Source organism: Bacteroidota bacterium, assembly GCA_020402865.1.
Classification (GTDB): Bacteria; Bacteroidota; Bacteroidia; order Palsa-965; family Palsa-965.
The window spans coordinates 16,993-35,987 of the sequence record JADBYT010000040.1 but is presented as its reverse complement, the minus strand read 5'-3'; the positions used below and the strand labels follow the sequence as shown (position 1 = coordinate 35,987).

Annotated in this window: 14 protein-coding genes; 7 read left to right on the top strand and 7 right to left on the bottom strand. The window is 49.0% G+C overall.

Features of this window, described 5'->3' with window-relative positions:
- Positions 1 to 164 precede the first annotated feature (164 nt).
- The 5 genes from IM638_19685 to IM638_19665 all read right to left on the bottom strand — a co-directional run bounded on the left by IM638_19685 (position 165) and on the right by IM638_19665 (position 10,132).
- Positions 165 to 1,235 (bottom strand): PorV/PorQ family protein, encoded by a 1,071-nt coding sequence (locus tag IM638_19685; GenBank protein MCA6365264.1) that lies wholly within the window; start codon positions 1,233 to 1,235, stop codon positions 165 to 167.
- A gap of 55 nt (positions 1,236 to 1,290) precedes the next feature.
- Positions 1,291 to 5,400: a T9SS C-terminal target domain-containing protein gene (locus IM638_19680; GenBank protein MCA6365263.1), complete on the bottom strand. Its 4,110-nt coding sequence runs from the start codon at positions 5,398 to 5,400 to the stop codon at positions 1,291 to 1,293.
- Between the two features lie 65 nt (positions 5,401 to 5,465).
- Positions 5,466 to 9,116: a carboxypeptidase-like regulatory domain-containing protein gene (locus tag IM638_19675; protein MCA6365262.1), complete on the bottom strand. Its 3,651-nt coding sequence runs from the start codon at positions 9,114 to 9,116 to the stop codon at positions 5,466 to 5,468.
- Positions 9,117 to 9,251: 135 nt separating this feature from the next.
- Positions 9,252 to 9,713, bottom strand: coding sequence for a hypothetical protein (locus tag IM638_19670; protein MCA6365261.1), 462 nt, complete (start codon positions 9,711 to 9,713; stop codon positions 9,252 to 9,254).
- A gap of 71 nt (positions 9,714 to 9,784) precedes the next feature.
- On the bottom strand, positions 9,785 to 10,132 hold the full coding sequence (locus IM638_19665) for a hypothetical protein (GenBank protein ID MCA6365260.1): 348 nt from the start codon (positions 10,130 to 10,132) through the stop codon (positions 9,785 to 9,787).
- A 64-nt stretch (positions 10,133 to 10,196) separates the two neighbouring features.
- Between IM638_19665 and IM638_19660 the strand changes: the two genes are divergently transcribed.
- Complete coding sequence (locus tag IM638_19660) at positions 10,197 to 10,616, top strand: hypothetical protein (GenBank protein ID MCA6365259.1); 420 nt, start codon at positions 10,197 to 10,199, stop codon at positions 10,614 to 10,616.
- A gap of 105 nt (positions 10,617 to 10,721) precedes the next feature.
- On the opposite strand, the gene IM638_19655 is transcribed toward IM638_19660, so the two are convergent.
- The gene (locus IM638_19655; protein ID MCA6365258.1) at positions 10,722 to 12,038 is read right to left on the bottom strand and encodes an adenosylhomocysteinase; all 1,317 of its coding nucleotides are present in this window, start codon (positions 12,036 to 12,038) and stop codon (positions 10,722 to 10,724) included.
- A 359-nt stretch (positions 12,039 to 12,397) separates the two neighbouring features.
- On the opposite strand from IM638_19655, the gene IM638_19650 reads away from it, so the two are divergent.
- The 5 genes from IM638_19650 to IM638_19630 are packed head-to-tail and all read left to right on the top strand — an operon-like array spanning position 12,398 to position 15,528.
- Complete coding sequence (locus IM638_19650; protein ID MCA6365257.1) at positions 12,398 to 13,057, top strand: 4'-phosphopantetheinyl transferase superfamily protein; 660 nt, start codon at positions 12,398 to 12,400, stop codon at positions 13,055 to 13,057.
- Positions 13,030 to 13,773 carry a geranylgeranylglyceryl/heptaprenylglyceryl phosphate synthase gene (locus IM638_19645; GenBank protein MCA6365256.1) on the top strand — a complete coding sequence of 248 codons (744 nt, stop codon included), beginning with the start codon at positions 13,030 to 13,032 and terminating at the stop codon, positions 13,771 to 13,773. Before IM638_19650 ends, IM638_19645 begins: the two co-directional genes overlap by 28 nt.
- Positions 13,770 to 14,393, top strand: a complete 624-nt coding sequence (locus tag IM638_19640) for a thiamine phosphate synthase (protein MCA6365255.1) — start codon at positions 13,770 to 13,772, stop codon at positions 14,391 to 14,393. Before IM638_19645 ends, IM638_19640 begins: the two co-directional genes overlap by 4 nt.
- A gap of 2 nt (positions 14,394 to 14,395) precedes the next feature.
- Complete coding sequence (locus tag IM638_19635; protein ID MCA6365254.1) at positions 14,396 to 15,019, top strand: nicotinamide mononucleotide transporter; 624 nt, start codon at positions 14,396 to 14,398, stop codon at positions 15,017 to 15,019.
- Positions 14,986 to 15,528 carry an ATP-binding protein gene (locus IM638_19630; protein ID MCA6365253.1) on the top strand — a complete coding sequence of 181 codons (543 nt, stop codon included), beginning with the start codon at positions 14,986 to 14,988 and terminating at the stop codon, positions 15,526 to 15,528. The genes IM638_19635 and IM638_19630 overlap by 34 nt, the downstream gene beginning before the upstream one ends.
- Here the strand turns inward: IM638_19630 and IM638_19625 are convergent.
- Entirely contained in the window at positions 15,521 to 16,129 is a 609-nt protein-coding gene (locus IM638_19625) for a GNAT family N-acetyltransferase (GenBank protein ID MCA6365252.1), read from the bottom strand. The two genes, IM638_19630 and IM638_19625, sit on opposite strands and share 8 nt — an antisense overlap.
- Positions 16,130 to 16,421: 292 nt before the next feature.
- Here IM638_19625 and IM638_19620 point away from each other — a divergent pair, with 292 nt between their 5' ends.
- Positions 16,422 to 18,821, top strand: a complete 2,400-nt coding sequence (locus IM638_19620; GenBank protein MCA6365251.1) for a TonB-dependent receptor — start codon at positions 16,422 to 16,424, stop codon at positions 18,819 to 18,821.
- Positions 18,822 to 18,995 lie beyond the last annotated feature (174 nt).

Here is an 18,995-nt window from a genome sequence, read left to right as displayed (position 1 = left end):
AGCGGGGATAATGCGTATCAGCAAATCAACACTACAAATAAAACTTACTGAAATCCGTATTACAAGCACAATCGCACATCCGGCATGTAACGATTGGCAAGTGGATAAAAAAACGGCATCCCTGAAAAAACAGGGATGCCGTTGTACTTTTTCTGGTAAACCGATCAGAGATTTATTCGGGCACCGAAACTATGCACACCGTTGAACGGGTTGGTAGCACGGTAAGAATAATCTACTGCAAAGGTTGAACCGCGCTTAGAGAACGGAAGTTCTACCGTAACACCAGCAGAAGGGCCGGTGAAAGCGGTGGTGCGGGTTTCATCTTTGGTAATACCGGCTTCATAGTCGTAACCGGCGCGGATCATAAGCATAGAGCGCCATGCGTATTCCACACCCACACGGTAATTGTCTTTCTGGAAAGAGTTCGATACGAAGTTTCCAGCCACAGTAATGCGGTTGTTCTTCATCGAGGTGCTGTCTTTCGAGAAATAGAAATCGTATGAACCACCAATGTTAATAAGGGTAGGCAATTCGAAGTCTGACGAGCGCTGCTCAATGGTCATTGAGTAGGTTCCTGACGGAGCCACACCACGGAACGAAAGGCCGTCGCCGCTGAAACGCATGCGGGGACCCACGTTGCGAAGTGCAATACCGAACTTTAATTGCTCGTATTTACCGGTTACATACTGAATGCCGGCGTCAAGCGCAACACCGCGTGCAGCCACATCGGCAGTTGATTCTGAAATAGCACGGATGGCGATGCCACCATAAATATTCTCAGAAAAACCTTTTGCATACGAAAGACCAATATTGGTAAAGTTCGGACGGAATGTACCGATACCGCCTTCGGGAAGATCGGTGGTGGTAATCGGAATATCACCGAAATCCATCGACATCACACCAAGGCCAATCGCACCCGTTTCGCCCACACGCTGGGTAAAACCAAACGAGTTAATGTTGATACCTGCACCTGAAAGCCAGTTTGTACGGCAGAACATGAGCTCAGTACGCTTGGTAAAAGCTGTACCGGCTACGTTAAAGTACATGGCTTCGAGGCCACGGATACCGGCTGTATTGGCACCGGCCCAACCTGAGGAACGAGCCCAGGGATTAATCAGCAGTTCGCTGGCACCGGCCTGTCCGGCGCGGTCTTCGTTACCTGCCTGCAGGTTGCCGGCCGAACCGGCCAGCAACGCTGCTGCAAGAATAGAGGCAAGGACTTTATGCTGTTTCATGATTTTGTGCAATAGAATGTTCTAAAATGGTCTGTCTGTTTCTGTTCCCTGCTTCTTAGTAAGCATCGAGGTCAAGCGGACGCATTACGCCAAACCATTTCAGGATCTTTTCACCCACTCCGGGTACTTCCACGTGGATGATGTAAAGACCGCTGGCCACAGGAATGTTAGCCTGGTTCTTCAGATCCCAGTCGAGTGAAGTAATCGGTGAGTCTTTGGTGAAGGTACGAATCAGTGTACCACTTACCGTGTAAATGCGGATGGTGCATTTATCGGGAAGGTTGGTAAACTTAATGCGGTTGTCGAGCTGGTTTTTCTCGTAACCTGAATAAGCGTAGTACGGATTCGGAACCACGTTAATCAGATCAAGCGCATTCTTAGCCACTTCGTTATCAGCCTTCTGTGTTTTCAGATCTTTTGTGCTGAAGAAGTACATCGGGTTGTTGGCGTTCTGCACTGCAGGCTGACCTGAGTTAGGACCACCAGCACTGTCTGTATTGGCAATAACGTTGTTGCTCACAGTGTTCAGACCCGTGTAGAAACGGCGGTAAGGCTTGGCAACACGCAGACGGATTTTCACGTCGCAAGGCAGCGGTGAGCCGGTGTAATTGAAGGTATAGTTGCTGTAATTATCAGCAAGCACCGGAATATTCACCCACATCGCGTCTTTGAAAATCTCAGCACGTTCTGTATTGGCATTGGTAGAGGTCAGAATGCGACGCATGGTTACGCCACGGTCATAGGCCGGAATATCGCTGAGTGTACCGTTCAGGTTCGGATCCGAGTTACCAGAGTACACACGGTTACCGTTGTGACCGAATACATAAATATGGTGGAAACCGCCCCAGAGAAGATCACCGAATGTGGTGCTGATATTGGCAGTCGGGTTCCAAAGCATATCACGTCCGTTTTCGGCGCCAAGTGAAGTGTTCTCACCAAATGCCATGTTCAAACGCTCACCGGTTTCTACGTTAATTGCATAACCGGGGAACCAGCTCATACCTGTAGTGCCTATAAGATCACCTGTGGCATTATCATAACCCGGATCACCTGCTTTACGGCCCCACTGATCTACAGAGGGTGAAGTGCGCAGGGTGAAATGCTCACGCTGACCGAGGTTAAGCTGACGTACAGGACCAACTTCCAATACAGGAACACGGGTCCATTTCGAACGATCGTTGGTCAGTACCACATCCACGTTTGAGAGGAAACTCATACGGGTTTGGGTAAGGTTTGAAGCGGTGGTCGGGAAAGCCGGACCTGCATCATAACAAATTGTGGTAGCTGTGGGTGTCGGGTTGGTGGCAGTAAGGCGGTAAGGCGCCCAGGTTCCGTCAACCACACCTTCGTAAATACCATCCTGGTCAATCCATACGTTAGCGGCTTTCTCGTCGTCGAGCTGAGCCTGACAGGTACCCTGAGGACCGGCATTTGAACCCGCACGAATCCAGTTGAAGGCATTCTGACCATCGGTATCTACAATACCACTGAGCCAGCGGCGTGTGGTCTCACTGAATGTAATGCTCGATTCGAGGTAGCCGTTTTTATCAGGGTTGTTTTGTGAACCCGGATCCTGTACCTGTGAAATGGTAATTGAAAGACCCAGATCAGGCAGAAGCTGCTCGTTGGCAAACACGCTTACCATGTTAATGGCACGTTCTGAAGTAGCCACGAGAGTGGGTGATGCGGTATTGGTTACATCAATGAGCTGCCAGTTAGCGGTGGAAGCTACAGAGAAGCTTGAGTACGGGTTGTTGATGAACTTCACCTGGAAATCACCTTCGGGAACGTTAAGCGGGTCAATTACTTTCACATTGATCGGACCACGGCCATTCTCATAGGTAACTTCGTTCAGGCGGCTGGTACCACCCTGGTCAACCGTGGTCTGAGCCAGAATCGCATCAACTGAAGCCTGTGTAAGATCAATTACATTGTTACCATTACCACAACCTTCGATACGGGTGATCTTCGGACCTGAACCGTAAGATGAATTCAGGCCAGTACCACCAAGTTCAGGACTGGGGATGTGCGGGATAACAGAGTACACTTTCACGTTTTTACGGCCAGCGAGATAAGGCTTCTTCTGACCAATGTTTGAGGGTGAAAGCGGGTTAAACGGATCGTATGTTACATCGTCATAAGTAAGGTAACGGTTGTAAGCATACGAAAGAGCCATGAAGTAGTAGGTCTTGTGGTTCACCATACGGCGGTCGCCGGAAGCAAACGCATCTTCGGTAATGCTGAACGACTTCACGATACCATTATCATCCGCAATCAGCGTCATATCCTGCGGTACATCAGCGTTGAGCGCTTCGTTACGGTTCAGGTTTACGAGTTGTGTAACGCCGTTACGCACGTCGCACTGCACCACAAGACGGGCACGGTCAGGATCATAAAGGTCAGCTGTGGTTACAGACTGATCTTTCAGCTGGAAAATCTGGTAGCCTTCGAAATTGAAGGTGGTATCGAGCGGTGAACCTACGAGTGCGCTGTATGTAATTGAAGGATCAGCAGCTTCGTATGACTCAAGGTAGTTATTGCTGGTGGGTTTGTTGCTCAGGTAAAGCACTACTTCACGATCGAGTTCCTGGAAGTCCATATCGGGAGCATCAGGTCCGTCGAGTGTACGGAAGCAAGCGTTGAACAGGCTTTGTGCTTTATCGTCGGTTACACGCAGCAGTTCTACTGAAGCTGCCGGGCCACCGCTACCTGCGCGCGCCCAAACAGCACCTACAGTAACAAAGTTCACCGCGCCAGGCTGGAGGGTGAAGGGGCCTGCAGACTGAAGGAAGCGACGGTCGGCAGGTGTGTTGTTTTCGGTGATTTCAGACCAAAGTACAGAGTTGTTGGGATCTGTATCGCCGGGGAACATGAAGTTATAAGGCTGTGAGCCGCCATAACCGTTTCCACCATAAGTTACAGGCGTACCATCTTTCCAGAAACCGGTCAGGTAGTTGTAAATATGCGTACCGTTTTCAGGGTTACCGGTTACAGAGAAGTCGTTGTTATAGTAAATAAACTTCGACATGATGATCTGCTCACCCGATTCGTCGGTTACACCGTCGCGGTCGTTATCCACACCGTCAAAGGCATCGGCTACCGGTCCTTCGAAGAAGTCCATACCAAATGCAGGCGGGTTGGCACCGTAAGTACCCACACTGGGCTGGGGGCTACCACCGTCGTTCTGTGTTCCGTTGTAGGTGTAACCCAAACCACGTACCACGTCGCAACCTACATAGTCATCGTTGTAAAGACCAAGGTCAGAGTCAACCCATTTACCGAAATAGGTATTGTTAAGGGTGATTGACGAGCGGTTGATAACCTTATAGGCGTAGAAGGTCATGTTATTGATCTCGTCGTTGGTGGCAAAGGCAAAAGCCTGCGCGTGAATTTCGAGACCAATCGGGTTGGCACCGGTTTCAGAGTGTACGTTACCTTTATCGTTGAACACCCACCAGAGTGTCTGGTCACCGTAAAGCTGAAACTTGGTACAGCCCAGCGAGTTGGTCAGGTCGTAACCAGGATATTCGCCGGCAGCCCATTCATACACACCATTTTGGTTGATGTCGGTAAAAGGTGCCAGAAAACGTCCCTGACCGAGCGACTGGTCGCCGTTACCGGGCCAGTTCTGAATGGTCAGCGGCACGGTGTAACCGGGATAAGCAGCGGGATCAGCATACCATGCGGCATAATCCTCTACTTCTTTACGTGTAATTTTCCAGTGACGGTCGTAAGCTACGCACTGATCGGCTTCAATGGAAGCCGTAGTGGTATCGAGCGGACCGGGCCAGAAGTCGTTACCTGTTTGACGATACGTCATAGCCGCTACTTTAAGCTGGCCACCCGCATCAAGACCACCAATCCAGAGCGAGGCTGCAAATGAGGAGTGAGCACGGCCGCCTTTGGGAACTTCGTATTTGGCGTTGCTCAAATCCCACCACATATCGCCGCCACCAAGGATGGTTGTGCGTACGTTGTTGACATCGAGGTCGGTTTGTGCGGTAGCAGGGGTACAGGATGACGCAAGTTGTTGCGACGAGTTGCCCCGATTACCTGAAAATCCCTGGCGGTTGCCAGATGCACCATTTTCACGGGCACCAGCTGTTACCGCAAATGCCATCGCAGCTGCAACAGGGAGGATGTAGTATGGACGCTTGGTATTCATTTTCGCTTCCTTTATTTAATTCGTTCGCTTCTTGTGTTTTGTGTATTGATCGATACAAACCGGGATCAGAAGTCAAGCATAATGCCCAGACGGATACGACGGGGAATGCTGTAGAATGTCGGGTCTGCCATTTTCACAGAATACAGATCGCGGAACGATTGGGGATCGTTTTGCGCAGCGATGAGTGCCTGAGTGCTGGCATCAGTCAGGTAGCCATCGTCGTTAGCGTTACCGGTGTAGCGGTAAACGTTAAGTACGTTACGGGTGTTGAGCACGTTGAGCACCTGAAGGTAGATGTTCAGGTTTGCCACTTTCTGGTTGTCGCCTGAACCCCAGGTAAGATCTACGTTCTTGTCGATACGAAGGTCAGCACGAATCTGCCAGGGCAAACGTGAACCATTGATCATACCATCGAGCAGCGGACGGGCAGCTACACCGAACTGAGCTTCGGGCGTTGCGTTCGACTGGCGGGTGTAGGGTGTACCTGAACCGGCACGGAATACCACGTTGGCACCTACGTTGTCAAACACGCGTACATCGCGTTTCTTATCGCCTTTACCCATTGACCAAACCGGACCGCGGTAGTTGGCACCAGAACCAAAACGATAGTCGATGTTGGTTACGATCGCATGACGCTGGTCAAAGCTGAGCGGAAGAGTTGTACGCAGGTTAGGCTGGCCGGCAGCCACCAGGTTCTGCGCTTCGGTAGCACCTGAACCGGTACCATCAGCAAACTGAAGGGTGTAGCTGGCGGTAAGCTGAACACCACCCGTACGGCGGAGGTCATAAGCCACGGTGAAACCTTTTACAGTACCGAAGTCGATGTTACCATAGGTGAGGTAGTTCGACGGGTAAGCAAAGTTCACGGCAACTACCTGAATCATGTTGCGAAGCTCGCGGTAGAATGCAGAAAGGGTAATGGCTGAGTTTTTACGCTCGTTCAGGGTCTGTGTGAAACCAAGCTCGTAGTCGGTAGTGCGCTGCGGCTGGAGGTTCGGGTTGTTGTTGAATGCACCCACACGGTTCTGAATGTACAGATACTGAATCGGGTCGAGACGGAAACCGTCGGTCGGACGCTGTGTAAGTACATCGTAGTGAGCAAAGAAGTTAGCTTCTTCAGAAATCGGGAACGCAAACGCGATACGGGGCATGATGTTCAGCTGGGGCTCATAATCGCGGAACGATTTTGCATTTACCACTTTCTGGCTGGGATCAACCAGGTAAGGAGTAATACGGCCTGTGCTGGTAGCCTGAGCGATCAGAGATACGTCTGAAATTTCGTTACCCTGCGCGTTGTACCAGGTGTTTTCGTTACGATAACCTACCACCTGTGTCGGGTTGTTCAGATCGTTTACATATACCACGTAGTCGCTGCCCATGTTTGAGGGGTGGCTGAAATTAGTGGCCTCAGAAACAGTTTTGGTTTCGTAGAATACATAAGGATCACGCAGTACCTGCTGGTTAGCATCGAAACGGTCGATACGTACACCTACGTTGAACTTAATATCCTTGAAGTCGAATTTATCCTGAATGTAACCGGCCATGTAAATCGGGCGGAAAGCACCGATGGTACGTGTGAAGTTGCCGTTTTCTTGTTTATTGAGGAAATCATCGAAAGAAGGAGTACCGCTGATTTTCTTGCCGGTATGATCATATCCATAATAGGATACAATGTTGCTGCCGTCGAGCAGAAGATCTTCTGCGCTGAACATATCCATGGTAAAGAACGTCGGATCCATGTTGTCGATGTCAATCCACTCAGTACCTGTGGCGCTAAGGCCCATGGCTTCACGAACAGAGCGGTCGAAGAAACGCTGCTGGCTGCCGTCGTAAAGACGCTCAAACAGGTAAGCATTATAGGTACCGTAGTTCACTTCGGTCGGGTTGGCAAGATCAAGCTGGGTAAGGTGGAAGTTGGCCAGCTGGCGCATACGGGTCCAGAGGTCAATGGCACTCAGGCTGTATTCACTTTCGTTGCGCTGTTCGAATTCGAAACCAACCTGAATGGCGTGGTTTTTAATATCGGCAGAGAAGCTGGTGAATACGCGGAACTGACGACGATCCTGCTTGAGGTAACCGGGGAACTGACGGCCGGTGTTCCACCAAAGTGAATATACACTGGGGGCACGTGTACCGTTGAGCAAACCGAGGTTAGCTACTACCTGATCATAATTCTGCAGACCGCCATCAAAGTTATTAAACACATAGTCGGTATAGTTTGTACCGAGCGGGTTTGACGAGTTAGAACCGTCGAAAGTAAGTGCCGAATCGGTAAAAGCCTGCTGTACATAGCCGCTTACCACACTGCCGTCAGGCAGGGTTACACTTCCGGGCAGGAAGAAACGGGTTTTATAAAGCGTAAACTTACCTACGTGACCGTAGCGGAAGTAATCGTCTTTGTGGGTATCGTCTTCGCGTGTGAACTGGTAGCGGGTATAACCAACCTGCAAGGTATAGAACGCATTCTTAATGTTCGAAGCCGATTCCTGGTTGGTATTCCCGAAACGCTGCGTAAGACGGGCATACACACGCCAGGTGTTCTGTGTAATTTGCGGGTTGTTTACCGGGTTGAACAGGGCATACTCATAGGTAAATGCATGTTCACGCTGATAGTCGATAGATCCGCCGAAAGTAATATTCAGGTTAGCAGTGGGTTTGAAGTCGATTTTAGCATTCAAACGCAAAGCGCGCTGAGCCACATTCTGACGGGCTCTAATTTTTTCGAGATCATCCATGCGGATGTACTCGGAGTTACGTACAAAGCCGGTACCGAGCGGAGCCGGACGAAGCGGATTAGCTTCGAGGTTGCGCAGTACGTCGTCTTTTACCTTATATACACCAATGGCAGAGGGATCAGGATCGCGCTCTGAAACGCCTTCACCGGAGAGGATGAAGCCGAGTACCGGCGATTTATTGCCGGCAGAATCTTTGCGCATCCAGATAGGACCACCTACACTGAAACCCACAAAGTTGTAGCCGTAATCGTCGAGCACCTCAGAGGTGATTAATTCCACACCACCAAAGTACTGGCTTTGCGGGCCACGCGTGGTAATGTTAATTACCCCACCGGCCGCGTCACCAAACTGGGCAGGTACACCACCGGTAATAACGCTTACCTGTTCAATGGCTTGCTGCGGCATATTGGCTGAACCAATTACGCGCTGACCATCAATAAAGTAAGCGGTACCACCCGAGCGGGTTCCGCGCATGTTGATGCCTTTGCCTTCGTCAGACTGATAAACACCGGCAGTAGTAGAAGCTACCGAGTTAATGTTCTTAGAAGGCATGGCAAGGAATTCTTCGCGGGTAACCGTACCACCCGATTTGGTATCGGGGTCGATCAGCGGTTCCTTATATTCCACAATTTCCACCTGAGTAAGCTGGGTGGCTGTGGCATTCATTTCAATGGTGATATAGGTTGTTTTCAATTCTGAAACAACAATGTCACGCATTTCGGTTGTCTGATAGCCTGTGTACTGGGCTTTCACCGTGTACTTACCGGCATCAATTGGTTTAAGGGTAAAGTCACCGTTAATGTCGGTAACAGCCCCAGTAACATTGACACCATTAAGAGAAGCTGTAATGACAGCAAAGGGAATACCTTCCCTTGTGGCTTTGTCAATCGCTTTCCCTTTAATGGCACCGCCACTTTGGGCCCAGGAAACGCCCGTGCCTGCAATGAGCAGAACAAGTGCAACGTAGAGTTTTCGCAGCATAGTTTAATCTGTTTCGTTGTACCTTTTAGATATAGGTCGTGCAAATTGAAGTCGGTAAATATAGAAAGTTTTGTTTTTGACGTGCAAAAGAAGTTTTAACAATTCTTTGCAGAATCTAAAACGAAGCACTAAAACCTATTGGAAGGCTTTGGGCTTATTCAGTAACTCGCTCATTATTACCGCATTCTGCCAGTCGGGTGAATCTGTTGCGGGGAGGGATGTGGAAATATTTGCAACAAAATTTAATCCGTCCGGGGTATTTTGGGGGGATGTATTCCGGTTTTCGAACTCATGGAGTTCGGTTTCGATGCTCAACTCGGCATCACCAGCCATTTCATCAATTGTTTCTTCACTGGAGTATGACGCATACGCCGTGGGTTGTGATTGATGAGCCTGCTGAGGCTGCTGAGCCTGCACCTGATTTGAAAGAACGACTTGCCGCAGCCATTGATCAACCTGTTGCTGTGATGCCTGACGCTGCTGCGGCACCTGGGATGAACCTGTTGAGCGCTTCTGCGCTTTTACCGCATTCCGGTACATGCGGTATATTAAAACAAAGATAATAATCGCTATATAGAAATAATATCCCGGAGACATGATTCTTTTTGTTGGTTTATATTAAACCGTAATCGGACGTTTGGGCGGTATAACTGGTAATAACGGGAAGCCTATTTTTTTGAAAACCACCTGAAAAGGAAGAATTTCCGTTTGTTTTCGTTATGTCTTTTCGATTTGCGGGCCGTTTTTTTCATTTGCTTACGGGTGCGCTTATCGTTGTTGAATTTTTTGCGGTACTCTTTGCGGGCTTTTTCATCAATCATCTTCTTTTTCCGCTCCTCTTTCCACTTTTGTTTGGCCTTTTGCCTTTCCAGTTTGCTGCTGGGCGCTTTCTGTTCCGTACCGCTTCCCGAAGAACTTCCCCCCTCGCCTCCTGCTGTTTGAGCTGTGGCAAGCAGGGGCAGAAAAAATAAGGCAAGCCACACAACCCGCATCCATAATTTTCGTCTGTATTCCATTACTTACAAATTTATGTTTTTTATTCCGATTCTCTTTCACGCCGTTTGGCTTAACTTTATCAGCATGAAACGTGCCTTTTTATTCATTTGCGGAGCCGCTATGCTGCTTTTTACCACCTGCCGCCGCGAGCAGCAGGTAGTACCCAATGTGGCTGTAAACGTGTTGCTTTACCTGAACGACCCGCAAAACACGGCCCTGACAACCATTGGCGGCTGGGTTTATGTAAATGGCGGCTACCGTGGCATTGTGCTGCATCGCAAAAGCCAGAATGAATTTGTGGCTTTCGACCGTACCTGCCCATATCGACCTGATGAAGCGGCGTCTCAGGTAAGCGTGGATTCTTCAAATGTGATTCTTGAAGATCGTTCGTGCGGCTCAAAGTTTCTGCTTTCCGACGGGAGTGCCATTCAAACTCCGGCGCTTGTTCCGCTCAAACAATACAACACCGTTTTCGACGGGAATAGTATTCGTATTTACAACTAACTATGGGCTCACGGCCACAGTTCGTTGAACACTGCACAAGCATAAATGCAAAAGAGGCCGCGAAAAAACGCGGCCTCTTTTGCAATAGAATAACACCGGATTTTCTTAATAGCGATAATGCTCGGGTTTGAAGGGGCCGGCCACTTCCACACCGATGTAAGAAGCCTGCTCGGACGAAAGCACATCAAGCTCCACACCGATTTTAGCGAGGTGCAGCATAGCTACTTTTTCATCAAGGTGCTTGGGCAGGGTGTACACTTTCTTCTCGTAGCTGGCGGTGTTGGTCCAGAGCTCAAGCTGGGCAAGTGTCTGGTTGGTAAATGAGTTCGACATTACAAACGAGGGGTGGCCGGTGGCGCAGCCCAGGTTTACAAGACGACCTTCGGCAAGTACAATGATGTCTTTACCGTCGATGGTGTATTTATCCACCTGCGGTTTGATTTCTTCTTTGGAGTGGCCGTAGTTTGTATTGAGCCAGGCCATATCAATTTCGGTATCAAAGTGTCCGATATTGCACACAATGGCATTGTGCTTCATGCTGCGGAAATGGCGCTCGGTAACGATGTTCATGTTGCCGGTAGCGGTAACAATAATATCAGCGCGGCGGGCGGCTTCGTCCATTTTACGTACTTCGTATCCGTCCATAGCAGCCTGCAGGGCGCAAATGGGGTCGATTTCGGTAACGATAACGCGTACACCCTGACTGCTGAGCGATTGTGCAGAGCCTTTGCCTACGTCGCCGTAACCGGCTACTACGGCTACTTTACCGGCAAGCATAATATCGGTAGCGCGGCGGATGGCATCTACCAGCGATTCGCGGCAACCGTATTTGTTATCGAATTTCGATTTGGTCACCGAGTCGTTGATGTTGATGGCGGGTACCATGAGCGTACCTTTTTTCATACGCTCGTAAAGGCGGTGTACGCCGGTTGTAGTTTCTTCAGAAAGACCACGGATTCCGGCAGCCAGCTCGGGGTATTTGTCGAACACCATGTTGGTGAGATCACCGCCGTCGTCGAGAATCATATTCAGCGGGTTACGCGCTTCACCAAACCAAAGTGTTTGTTCGATGCACCAGTCGAATTCTTCGGCAGTCATACCTTTCCAGGCATATACCGAAATGCCGGCAGCGGCAATTGCAGCGGCAGCATGATCCTGTGTAGAGAAAATATTGCACGATGACCAGGTAACTTCGGCACCGAGTTCCACAAGTGTTTCGATGAGAACAGCGGTTTGGATGGTCATGTGCAGGCAGCCTGCAATGCGTGCACCCTTGAGCGGTTTAGAGGCACCGTACTCGGCGCGGAGAGCCATAAGACCGGGCATTTCGGCCTCGGCCAGTTTAATTTCCTTGCGTCCCCATTCGGCCAGCGCAATGTCTTTCACCTTGTATTTGGTGTAATTCGCAGTGGTTGTGCTCATTGTTAAAGTTGGTTTATCCCTTTTCGGGTGTGCAAAGGTACGTTTTTTTAGTTAACCGCCAGTGCGTTTCATCGAAAGAAACCGTGCATCGGGCGATTACAGCCTGCTGATTATCCGAAACTTACAAGGCCATATACTTCATGCACAGATTAAGAAACTGTTCAAATTTTATCCTTCGGTTTTGTTATGGCCCATTTTCCTTCATACTTCGTTGGTCTTTTTGCCCGTATCTATCTCCGATATGGGCTGCAAAAACCGCCTCGTCTGAAGAAAACTGGACGCATAACAAATCTCAAAAACAAAATTTGGACAGTTTCTAATTTCAGAGCCCGGATAAAAATTAATTCCTTTGTATCCAAATGGGCTTACTCACGCTTGAACAAACAGGCTTACAAACGCTTGCTGTATGGCAAACCACTGAAACGGAAGAAGATATTCACCATTTATGGCACCAAACAGCATCGTTTAACGAAATCCCGGCGTCAATCACTCACCCGCACCGCAGGGCACAGTGGCTTGCCTCTCGTGTACTGCTTCATCATGTTCATCCGAATGAGAAAGTAGTATATGATGAAAACGGCAAACCCTGGCTTTCAGTTCCCCACCGGCACATTTCATTTTCACATACGTCTGATTACATCGCCCTGCTCAGCAGTCCTGAACCCTGCGGCATTGATATTGAAATTGTAAGCCCTAAAGTTGAGCGCATTGCCCACAAGTTTCTGAAACCCGAAGAACTTGCCGCAGCCACGAAGGGCATGAATCCCGAAACGCTTTATGTATATTGGTGCGCCAAAGAAGCACTGTACAAAGTTTATGGTCACAAAGGCGTTTCGCTGAAAGAAAATATAACCGTGCAGGCTTTTTCGTATGCTGATGCGGGTGGAAAAATAAACGCTGTATTGCATCACGAAAACATTAATTTTGGAAAAACAATCCAGTATGTACGTAAACATACGTATATGATGGCCTACACCTTGCCCGCCGCTGAATGCGCCACGAACTCAGAACTTTACTGAATGCCCGCAAGGCAGCCGGAAAAAAAAGTCTGGCTGTTTTAATTGATCCGGATAAAACCCGGTTGCTGCCGGAGTTGCTTACTCACGCGGCGCAGGCTGAGGTTGATTTTTTTCTGATTGGCGGAAGCCTGCTTCACACCTCAGCAGTTGACGAATGCATTGCCGCAGTGAAGGCGGTAAGCAACGTTCCAGTAATCCTTTTTCCGGGCAATGCGCTTCAGCTGAGTGCCAATGCCGATGCGCTGCTGCTGCTCTCGGTTATTTCGGGGCGTAATGCCGAGTTGCTTATTGGCAAACATGTGGCAGCGGCTCCGCAAATAAAAAGCAGCGGACTGGAAGTGCTTTCTACCGGTTACATGCTTGTGGAAACAGGCCGCCCTACCACGGTGCATTATATGAGCCAGACCATACCGCTGCCGGCACACAAGCCCGAAATTGCAGCCTGTACTGCAATGGCCGGCGAGCAGCTTGGACTTTCGCTGCTTTACCTCGAAGCGGGCAGCGGTGCCGATGCGCCCGTACCGGCCGATGTAATAAAAGCAGTAAGCTCCTCCACCACTATTCCGCTGCTTACCGGCGGCGGCATACGCACTCCCGAACAGGCTGCACAAAGCTGCGCCGCGGGAGCCGATGTAATTGTGGTAGGAAATATTCTCGAAGATTCGCCTCACCTCTTAAAATCAATTTCTCTATCCGTTCATGCTCCCTGCACATGAATCTGATTCTTATCACCAATCCTGAGAATATTGCTCAGGAACCACAAGTTGTAACAGCCCTTTTCGAGCACGGACTCGAACGTTTGCATCTGCGCAAACCCGGCATGAGTACGCTTGAAATGCGGAAGTATCTTGAGGCTATTCCCGCACATTTCCACAAACAGCTTGTTATTCACAGCCATCACAAGCTCGCACTTTCTTACACGCTTGGCGGCATACATTTAACAAGCGTACACCGGCGCCGCAAACTCAGCAACTGGTTCCGGCTGCGGTGGATAAAATGGCGGCGCAGCAATTTACTTATTACCGCAAGCTATCATAAACTCAATCATCTTTATACCGATAAAGGCCGCTACGATTACGTGCTGCTTGGGCCTGTGTATGAAAAACCCAGCGGGAAATTCGGAAACGGATTTAATGCTGTGAGCTTGCAAACTGCACTCGAAAAAAACAAAGTAAATGTAATTGCACGCGGAGGCATATTACCCGAAAACATCAGTCAGCTCCGCGCATTAGGCTTCACGGGTGTGGCATTTCAGCATCTTATCTGGAAAGCCGAAGATCCGGTAAAAGAATTTCTGCATCTTGCAGCCGCGCTTCGCCAATCGGAAGCCGAATAAAAATGAGCAGCCTCATCAGCACATTTTTCTCCGAACTGCTGAATGCTTTTTTAGCCACCGGACTTGTGGAGTGGATTGCCGTTATCAGCGGAACAGTTTACGTGCTGCTTGCCGCTTTTCAAAACCCGCTTTGCTGGCCGGCTGGTATTCTTAGTTCGGCATTGTACATCAAAATCAATTTCGATATCGGCCTGAATCTCGATGCTCTTCTGCAGATATATTACTGCGGTGCGGGACTTTACGGATGGTGGCTGTGGATGAAAAAAAATACACCACAGCACCAGGCTGTACAGATAAGTCGTATGCCGTTGAAATACTGGAAACTGCTGGTGCTGCTCTGCACTTCTGTGGCACTTTTGCTTGGTATTCTTCAGCAACGCTACACGGCTTCGCCAGCACCTTTTGCTGATGCCGCATTAACAGCCGCAAGCTTTGCAGCCACATGGATGACTGCGCGCAAATACATTGAAAACTGGCTGATATGGATTGCAGCCGACAGCTGTTATGTAATTCTTTATGCACAACGCAGCTATCCGCTCACCTCCGTATTGTTTATCATTTATACCTTTACGGCTGTAACGGGCTTTCTTTTATGGCGCAAACAAATCCGAACCTCAAACGTGTAGCTCTGCTGGGTGCCGAAAGCACAGGTAAAACTACACTAGCCCGTGCGCTTGCCCTGCGTTTTAACACGGTGTGGGTACCTGAGTATGCACGCGAATACATGACCCTTCATCCGGGCGAATACACGTTGGAAGATGTGGAGGAAATTGCCCGCGAACAACTACGAAACGAAGATGAAATGGCCGTTCGCGCCAAAGGACTGCTCATTACCGATACCGAATTGATTACATCGGCGGTGTGGTGTGAAGATGTGTTCGGAAATTGCCCGGAGTGGATTACAGAAAAAATTACCGCACATCAATACGATCTTTATCTCCTGACGAGTAACGACTTGCCCTGGGTGGCTGATCCGGTTCGTGTAAACTCACAACGGCGCGATTATTTCTTCAACCTCTACAAACGCCAGCTTGAGCAATACAATCTTCCTCACGAAATAATTAAAGGCCGTTATGAAGCGCGGCTGATGTGCGCAATCACAGCCATTCGAAAACACTTTGGCCCGCTTATCTGAGCAATAATCCGCCCAGATGATTGCGCACACGCGTATGCCATTCGTCTTTCAGTACACTAAGCACAATACTGCCTCTGCGTGTGCCGTCGGGCAGCCACATGTGGCTTCTGAGAACACCCTCCACCGTACAGCCTATTTTTTTCATGGCCGCAATACTGCGCTCGTTTCTGGCATCGGCCCTGAATTCAACACGCTCAAAGCCACATTGCTCAAAGGCAAACTGCAGCAACAAAAATTTACAATGCCGGTTTAATCCTGTTTGCTGAAACGATTTTCCATACCAGGTATAACCCAGCTGTAATGTGGAGTTGGAAAGTTGAATATCGTAAAATCGTGTGCTCCCGGCATACGCGCCTGTGCGTTTATCAAACACCACAAACGGATATTCTTTTTGCTGCCCGCGGGCTTCCAACGCAAGTCTGATGTATTCCTTCAAATCAGCGGGTGATGCAATCCGCATGAGAGAATATTGCCAGATGTCTGTTTCGTGTTCGGCAAACTGACTGAGATGCACACTGTCTGCCTCTTCAAGCGGCCGTAGCAAAGCCACATCGTTTTGCAGCAAATAATTTTTTTCAAAGTCAAAAGCAGGAATATTCATAAATAGGAATACATGAGAGAAGCAAAGCTAAAGTGAATAGTAATGGGGAAATGTTATTTTTTAATAAAATGAGCAACCGTGTTGAATTTAAAAAAATATACCTTTGCCGCAGATCCAAAGGGGTGCTGAGTGGCAACGTGCCACAAGGCTGAGATCATACCCGGTGTTATACATTTTCTCAAAAAATGTATTCACGCACCTGAACAAGGTAATTCTTGCGTAGGGACAGGATCCGGAAGAGGAAGCGTTTCCCTTTAACGACAATTTTTCCGGGTCGCAATGTATCAGTAAAATGAAAAACATGTTTATCAGCCTCGCGGCAATGTGTATGCCGCTGTGTGCAATGGCTCAGTTTACGCTGAGCGGAACCGTTACATCCGTAAACGGTGAGCCGGTGGTTTTTGCCTCGGTTCAGATTACAGGCACGTTCAGCGGTGCCATTACTGCAAACGACGGACACTATGCGCTCAGGCAACTTGCGGCGGCCACTTACACATTAAAAGCAAGTTGTCTTGGTTTTGAACCTGTGGTAAAAACAATTTCGCTGCAAAGCGATTCGACACTGAATTTCCAACTTCGGCCAGCCTCCTACCTTCAGCAGGAAGTAGTGGTGCAAGCCACACGGGCCAATCAGAACTCGGCGATGGCAGCCACAGAAGTTAGCCGCAACGATCTTGCGCAGGTAAATTACGGACAGGACCTGCCGATCATGCTTAACCTGTTGCCGTCGGTGGTAACGACTTCCGATGCCGGCGCGGGTGTAGGTTACACGGGCATACGCATACGTGGTACAGATGCCTCACGCATCAATGTAACCATTAACGGTATTCCGGTAAACGATGCCGAATCGCAAGGTGTATTTTGGGTGAATATGCCCGACTTTGCCTCATCGGTTGAAAGCATTCAGGTGCAGCGTGGTGTGGGCACTTCAACCAATGGTGCCGGAGCTTTTGGCGGTTCGGTGAATATGCAAACCGATGGCCTTCGTGATTCGGCCTACACAGATCTGGTGGTTTCGGCAGGCTCGTTTAATACGCGGCGTGTATCGTTTAAAACCGGCACAGGGCTGGTGAAAAAACACTGGGCATTTGACGGCCGTCTTTCGCGCATTTCGAGCGACGGATTTATTGACCGTGCTTCATCAGAACTGAACTCGTGGTACGGCAGCGGAGGCTGGTTTGGCGATAAGTTTTTTGTAAAGGCTGTGGTGTTTTCGGGCAATGAAAAAACGTATCAGGCCTGGTACGGTGTACCTGAGGATTCGATCCGAACCGGAAATTACACGTACAATCCGGCTGGCGAAATTTACACTGCTAACGGAAATGTTATTTATTACGACAACGAAACAGACAATTACCGCCAAACACATTACCAGCTTATCAGCGCACTCACCCTCTCCCCTGACTGGACGCTGAATGCGGCGCTGCACGCTACACGCGGACTTGGTTATTACGAGCAGTACAAAGCCGGCGAAACATTTGCCGAATACAATCTGCCCGACTACATCACCGGCAACGACACTGTATCCGTAACCGATCTGGTGCGCCGTCTCTGGCTCGACAACTGGTTTTACGGCCTCACCTGGTCGCTCAACGGCCGTGTGGGAAATCGCTGGCAACTTACGGCCGGCGGTGCATTTAATCAATACAACGGCGATCATTACGGCACGGTTGAATGGACGCAGGCGCCGCTTGTGCAGCCGCGCGATTTTAAATACTATCAAAACAACGGCCTTAAAAACGATTTCACCACCTACATTAAATCAAACTGGCAGGCTTCAAAAAAACTCAATCTTTTTGCCGATCTGCAGGCACGTTTTGTAAGCTATACGTTTGAAGGATTAGACCGTAATGCAAACAACGTGACGCAGCAGGTTGATTTTTTCTTCTTCAACCCCAAAGCCGGAATTACATACACACCCGCCAATGCGCATACCGTGTATGCTTCGGTAAGTGTGGGCAACAAGGAGCCCAACCGCGATGACCTCACTGAATCATCGCCCGAAAGCCGCCCCAAACACGAAACACTTTACGATGCCGAAGCCGGCTGGAAATTTGCCAAACGCAAACTCCGTGCAGGTGTAAACTTTTATTACATGTATTACATCAACCAGCTTGTAGTAACCGGCAAACTGAACGATGTGGGCGCCTACACACGGCAGAATGTGGATCAAAGCTACCGCGCCGGTGCTGAGTTTGAAGCCGCCTGGCAGCCGCTTAAAAAACTGAGCCTTGCCGCCAACTTCACATTCAGCGAAAACCGCATTCTCAACTTCCGCGAATTTGTAGATAATTACGACAATGGCGGTCAGGTAACAAACACGTTCAGCAACACGCAGATTGCACTTTCGCCCGCCACCGTTGCCGCTGCGCAGGTAAACTGGATGCCTGTAAAAGCACTGCAATTTACACTCACAGGCAAACACGTGGGCCGTCAGTACTTAGACAACACCACCAACAAAAACCGCAGCATCGATCCGTTTAACGTATGCGATTTCAGGGCGCAAATAAAATTCCCGGTAAAGGAAATGCGCGAACTTTCACTGGGCATTCAGGTAAACAATTTGATTGATACACGTTACAGCAACAACGGCTACACCTTTGGTTACATTGCCGGCGGTTTGCAACAGTTTAACTATTATTTCCCGCAGGCCGGACGCAATTTTATGCTTATGCTTACTGCACGTTTTTAGGTTAATTGCAATAACAATAAAAAAGCTGCTTCAGATGAGGCAGCTTTTTTTATTGTAATAATCAAAATGTTTTATTTTTAAACGGAAAATTATTCTGAAAAAGAAAAAATATCCGATTTTCTCTTTTACCCGACAACAAACGGAATATTTTTGAATTAATTAAATAACTATAAA

What these genes read in the sequence shown, in the direction of transcription:
- IM638_19650 (MCA6365257.1), top strand. Translation starts at nt 12,398, where the DNA reads ATGGGCTTACTCACGCTTGAACAAACAGGCTTACAAACGCTTGCTGTA.
- IM638_19635 (MCA6365254.1), top strand. Translation starts at nt 14,396, where the DNA reads ATGAGCAGCCTCATCAGCACATTTTTCTCCGAACTGCTGAATGCTTTT.
- IM638_19670 (MCA6365261.1), bottom strand. Translation starts at nt 9,713, where the DNA reads ATGTCTCCGGGATATTATTTCTATATAGCGATTATTATCTTTGTTTTA.
- IM638_19685 (MCA6365264.1), bottom strand. Translation starts at nt 1,235, where the DNA reads ATGAAACAGCATAAAGTCCTTGCCTCTATTCTTGCAGCAGCGTTGCTG.
- IM638_19675 (MCA6365262.1), bottom strand. Translation starts at nt 9,116, where the DNA reads ATGCTGCGAAAACTCTACGTTGCACTTGTTCTGCTCATTGCAGGCACG.
- IM638_19655 (MCA6365258.1), bottom strand. Translation starts at nt 12,038, where the DNA reads ATGAGCACAACCACTGCGAATTACACCAAATACAAGGTGAAAGACATT.
- IM638_19620 (MCA6365251.1), top strand. Translation starts at nt 16,422, where the DNA reads ATGAAAAACATGTTTATCAGCCTCGCGGCAATGTGTATGCCGCTGTGT.
- IM638_19645 (MCA6365256.1), top strand. Translation starts at nt 13,030, where the DNA reads ATGCGCCACGAACTCAGAACTTTACTGAATGCCCGCAAGGCAGCCGGA.
- IM638_19680 (MCA6365263.1), bottom strand. Translation starts at nt 5,400, where the DNA reads ATGAATACCAAGCGTCCATACTACATCCTCCCTGTTGCAGCTGCGATG.
- IM638_19625 (MCA6365252.1), bottom strand. Translation starts at nt 16,129, where the DNA reads ATGAATATTCCTGCTTTTGACTTTGAAAAAAATTATTTGCTGCAAAAC.
- IM638_19630 (MCA6365253.1), top strand. Translation starts at nt 14,986, where the DNA reads ATGGCGCAAACAAATCCGAACCTCAAACGTGTAGCTCTGCTGGGTGCC.
- IM638_19640 (MCA6365255.1), top strand. Translation starts at nt 13,770, where the DNA reads ATGAATCTGATTCTTATCACCAATCCTGAGAATATTGCTCAGGAACCA.
- IM638_19660 (MCA6365259.1), top strand. Translation starts at nt 10,197, where the DNA reads ATGAAACGTGCCTTTTTATTCATTTGCGGAGCCGCTATGCTGCTTTTT.
- IM638_19665 (MCA6365260.1), bottom strand. Translation starts at nt 10,132, where the DNA reads ATGGAATACAGACGAAAATTATGGATGCGGGTTGTGTGGCTTGCCTTA.